Source organism: Methyloceanibacter sp. (assembly GCF_049590335.1).
Classification (GTDB): Bacteria; Pseudomonadota; Alphaproteobacteria; order Rhizobiales; family Methyloligellaceae; genus Methyloceanibacter.
The window spans coordinates 1-4,648 of sequence record NZ_JBAWCQ010000099.1 but is presented as its reverse complement, the minus strand read 5'-3'; the positions used below and the strand labels follow the sequence as shown (position 1 = coordinate 4,648).

Genomic DNA, 4,648 nt, shown 5'->3' with positions numbered 1-4,648 from the left:
AGGGCGAACTCGACTGTCGGACTATTTATCCGCGTGTCGGGGGTTCGAGTCCCTCCTCCGCTACCAATAAAATCAGCAACTTAGAACAAGAACTAGGGTCGAATAAAACCCGGAAAACGCTCTTAGGTAACGCCTAAGGTAACAACCGCCACAAATACTTCCGTGAACCGCCGGCGCCCACGAAGCTTCTCTCAGGCCGCACCTTGAGCGCGCTATTGGAGACTGGATGACGAGCGTGCACTGAACATCCATCTCGGCTATTGGGCGCAAAGCAGTCGTCATGAGACGGCGCACCGACGGCAGCTAATGACCCAAAGCAGACGTTTGGGCGGCGGACTTTACCTTGAGATCGTGAGCTCAAACGCCCGACCCTCACCGACGTCCAAAACACGCTGCGCTCTGGCCTCAGTGGGCGCGCATCCAATGGCTAGCGTCTATTGAGACCGTCGTACATCGCATGGAGAAACTGGTCGGCCATGGCCGGACTGAAAGCGAAGTCTGGGCGGACCAGTTCACCTTTCTGCACCCCATCATCGGCCTCGTAGATCACATCGCCCTCCTTGATTGTCGCCATCACGCGGAGCTGATCTAGCTTTTCGGGGTCGACGCCGGTGGGGTCATCCGAGAGGAGGACGAAATCGGCCAGTTTGCCCACCTCAAGTGAGCCTTTGCGGTCTTCCTCGAAATGCTGCCAGGCCGGCCAGATTGTCATGGCCTTAAGTGCCGTCATCACGTCCACACGCTGGCTCGGGCCAAGAATGTCACCCGATCGAGTTCGCCTAGTGACGGTAGCAGAGAGAATTCGCATGCTGTCTGGGAACGCCACCGGCGCATCATGGTGCGAGCCGAACATCATATCTCGCTGACGGACCCAGCCAGTCGGAGAGATATTCTCTGCATTCACCGGGCCCACTGTGTGGTCGCGGTGCCAATCACCCCAATAGAACGTGTGCATCGGAAACAATGAGGGAAACACGCCCAGCCGCTTGTAGCTGTCGACCTGGTCCTCCCGAAGAAATTGACCGTGGATCAGTACGGGCCGTGTCTTGGCGTCGGGGTATTTATCCTGCGCCACGCCTATGGCTGCTATCAGCATGTCCGAAGCGCCTTCGCCATTGGCGTGGGTCAGGACCTGGATACCATGTTCGTAGCACCAGTTCACAGCATCCTGCACCTGTTCCATTTTAACAGCCGCATAGCCGGCATACCCTGGCGGGTAGTCGCCGACCGGATCGTAGTAAGGCCGGTCTCTGAGTGCAGTGAAGCCCTGCGGAGAGCCGTCGATGGTAAGCTTGCAGCCACCGACGCGAACGTGGCCGGTGTAAGCTTTGGAGACATTGTCCTTGATGTACTCTTTGGCCTCCAGCACATCCGGATAGGCGACGACATCGATCTCCAGAGTCCCAGCAGTGTCAACTGCTTTCAACGTCTCGACGATACTTGCCGATGACCGGCCTTCCTGTGCGGTGGTGTAACCGTAGCTGGCCCACAACTTAGTTCCTGCATTTGCAAAGGCGGTCATGCCGTCTGGGCCAAGCTTGGAAAGAAGCGGTACAAGGACTTGAAAGAAGGCGTACTCCTCGAGAACTCCGTTCGGCTCGCCGTCGTCGCCCTGCTGGATGACTCCGCCCTCCGGATCTTCGGTCGAGGCGTCGATTCCCGCTATCTCAAGCGCCTTCGAGTTCGCCACACCCAGATGCCCGGACTGATGGACGATAATAATAGGAATTTCTGCCGAAACTTCGTCCAACTCCTGGCGGGTCGGGTGGCGCACTTCGGCCAATTGTGCGTTGTCATAACCGAAGCCGATGATCATCTTAACCTTGTCGACCGCCTCGGCATTGTCCTCGGCCCACTTGGAGAGCGTGGCCTGAAGGCTTGCGATATCCGTAACGTCGCCATCGGGAGGCGCCAGCAGGTTTGCGGACAACGCCTGCAGGCCAGCCATGACGACGTGGCCATGGCTGTCGACGAAGCCCGGCAACATAGCCCTGCCACCAAGGTCGAATATTTGTGTTTGGTCACCCTTGTGGGCGTTTACATCGCCCATCGCCCCGACCGCAACTATACGACCGTCCTTTACCGCGACGGCTTCTGCCTTCGGTGCAGAATCGTTGATCGTGAGAATGGGGCCGCCAGTATAGATCGTGTCGGCGATGTCCTGGGCGGATACGACACCCGGAACTCCCAGGACGCCCACAAGGGTCCCGACACGCAAGAACTTAGTCAGCATTGGCAAAGCCTCCGATCTTCACAGTGCCCGTGATGTCGACAAGAGTTGTATGTTACGCGGAAAGCAGTGGCTAAACGAGCCGGTGCAAGACAGAGGTCAAAGCTGTGCTGCGGGCAACTCTTTGGTCAGTCCGCTGCTCTCGGTTTGAGCTCAGTCCTGCGAGATCGTTACGCCCCAAGGGGCCGTTCCGGTCGGAATTGACTTAACGACTTTCAGACTCGGAACGTCGATCACCGACACATCGTTGCTGTTTCCGTTCGTTGCGAACAACAGCTTCTGGTCGGGCGTGAAGGCGAGTTGCCAGACGCGTTTTCCGACCAGCAGATAATCCTCGACCTCGTATGTTTTCGCATCAATGACCGCCACGCGGTTCGCCGGCCCCAGCGCCACGAACGCCTTCGTGCCGTCTTTGGTCACGCGCACACCTACGGGCTGGAGGTAAATCTCCTGGACGCCTGGGACGTCGAACTTGATGACTTTGACCACCTCGCGTGTAGCGGTATCGATTACAGAGACCGTACCGGCCACCTCCGAGCTGACCCACAAGTGCTTGCCATCGGCCGTAAATTCGGCGAAACGCGGCCGGGCGCCGACGAGGACATTGTCGGTGATTTCAAAGGTCTCAGTGTCGATGAAATGCGCCATGTTGGTGGTCTCGGATGTCACCACCACCGTCTTGCCGTCGGGACTGATGCCGACGCCCTCGGGCTCTACGCCAACCTGAACCTCCGCCAAAACCTTCGTTGTCTCAAGGTCGACGATCGTCAGCAGGTTATCGTCTTCGTTGGCGATGTAGACGGGGCTACCGGAAGGATGAATGTTCAAAAGCTCGGGGTCGGGGCCGGAGGGAAGGTCGGCCACAATCTCCCTCGAGGCGACGTCGAGCACTTGCACGGTATCGTCGTCGCTCGCGCAAATGAGGACCTGCTTTCCATCCTTGGTCAACATGATGCCGCGCGGCCGTTGCCCGACTGGGATCGTCGTCAGCACTTGCAGCGTCTCGCTGTCGATGACTGTTAGAGAATTGCCCTTCTCGTTGGACACATAGACCGTGTAGGCATCCGCACCTCCCGTACCGTAAAAAAAGAGGGTCGTCACGAGAACGGCTAAAAGTGACAAAGTCTTCACGATGTACTCCCAGGACTTGGTTTTGTACTCAGGATTTGGTCTCTTACTAGAGTTTGCACTTGGTCTCGGGCGCATCGATTCCGAGCGTATCGACGTCTTCGTGCTCATGCAGGAATCCGCGTTGGGGCGACGTTGAGACCGGCAGTTCTGCGCCCGCGATGATGATGGGTTGGCGAAGCTGGCCGTCCCATTTGCGGAATGTCACTTTCTGACCCTTAAAAGCGGCGAGCTCGAAGCTGTCGCCGCGAATGTGGGCGTCGATCGGCCCATAGTCTCCGGACTGGGTGCGCGAGGCTGCTTCGCCGATTGCGCGAACGGCGATCCAGGCTTGATGATCCCGCGGCAGCATGAAGCGGTTCGCGAAGCGCTGGAACCTGTTTTGCATCTGGGTTGCACCCCATTGTTCATGCGCCGGATGCCAACTCATGGCTTTGAGGCCGGCCGTGCCTGCAACGGGGCGTGGGTCCCAGGTGCGAAAGGGAAGATAGGGTCCGAAGACCTCGCGCTGATCCGCGGCGATCAGGACGTCATAGGCTGGTGCGGCTTGGGTAAAGACCGGTAGTTGCTGCTGGATTTGTTGCTGGCCGGTATCGGAGCGCCGCGCGCCGGGTGTCTCTTCATACTCGCGCTCATCAACGATCTTGGCGCCGAAGCGTTTCGCCGCGCGGCGGATCGCATCCCGATAGGCTTGATCTTCCGGAAAGACACCGCTGACTACGAGCCATCGCTGCCACTTTTTCCAAACGAGATATTGGGCAAGAGCGTCGGCAAGCATGGCAATGTCGGGCGCAGTGTGCAGCACGTTTAAACGACAGTATTCTTGCCGGAGCCGAACGTCGTCGGCGCTCACATTGAAGAGCAGCACCTCCTTGCCCTTGACCGCATCGGCGAGCGCCAGCAAGACCGGTGCCGGCGCATCGACCAATACGAACTGATGGCCGCTGTCGACAAGCCTGTTAAGAGCGGCGACGGGATCGCCGCCGACTGGTACGCGTTCAACATCTAGCGTGAACTTCTGGTTTGTGAACATCCCCGTGGTGTTGTTGTCGCGCAGCGCGATCTTTGCGCCAGCGATCCCTAAGTCGTGCGGTTTCACATTCAATCGCGATAGAGGAATGGCGTCGTCAACCTCCTGTTTGAGGTAGCCGATGGAGACCAAAGTGGGCTCTGATTTGGTTGTCGGAGGGGCCGCTAGTGCAGCCGGCGGCAATAAGCCAAGAAAAAGTCCTAGGCAACCGAGCATTCGCAGCCGCGTCCAAAAGGACCTTGGCGGGGCGCTCCCAAGCC

3 protein-coding genes are annotated in these 4,648 nt (G+C 58.4%); all 3 read right to left on the bottom strand.

The window, feature by feature from the left end; genetic code table 11:
• Positions 1-427: 427 nt before the first annotated feature.
• Positions 428-2,233 (bottom strand): amidohydrolase, encoded by a 1,806-nt coding sequence (locus tag WBQ77_RS08055; protein ID WP_424059715.1) that lies wholly within the window; start codon positions 2,231-2,233, stop codon positions 428-430.
• A 150-nt stretch (positions 2,234-2,383) separates the two neighbouring features.
• Positions 2,384-3,361: a PQQ-dependent catabolism-associated beta-propeller protein gene (locus WBQ77_RS08050; RefSeq protein ID WP_424059714.1), complete on the bottom strand. Its 978-nt coding sequence runs from the start codon at positions 3,359-3,361 to the stop codon at positions 2,384-2,386.
• 46 nt (positions 3,362-3,407) lie between these two features.
• Complete coding sequence (locus tag WBQ77_RS08045) at positions 3,408-4,604, bottom strand: ABC transporter substrate-binding protein (protein ID WP_424059717.1); 1,197 nt, start codon at positions 4,602-4,604, stop codon at positions 3,408-3,410.
• Between the last annotated feature and the right edge of the window lie 44 nt (positions 4,605-4,648).

Bases quoted from the DNA above. Each gene is read 5' to 3' on its own strand.
- WBQ77_RS08045 (WP_424059717.1), bottom strand. From the start codon at position 4,604: ATGCTCGGTTGCCTAGGACTTTTTCTTGGCTTATTGCCGCCGGCTGCA.
- WBQ77_RS08055 (WP_424059715.1), bottom strand. From the start codon at position 2,233: ATGCTGACTAAGTTCTTGCGTGTCGGGACCCTTGTGGGCGTCCTGGGA.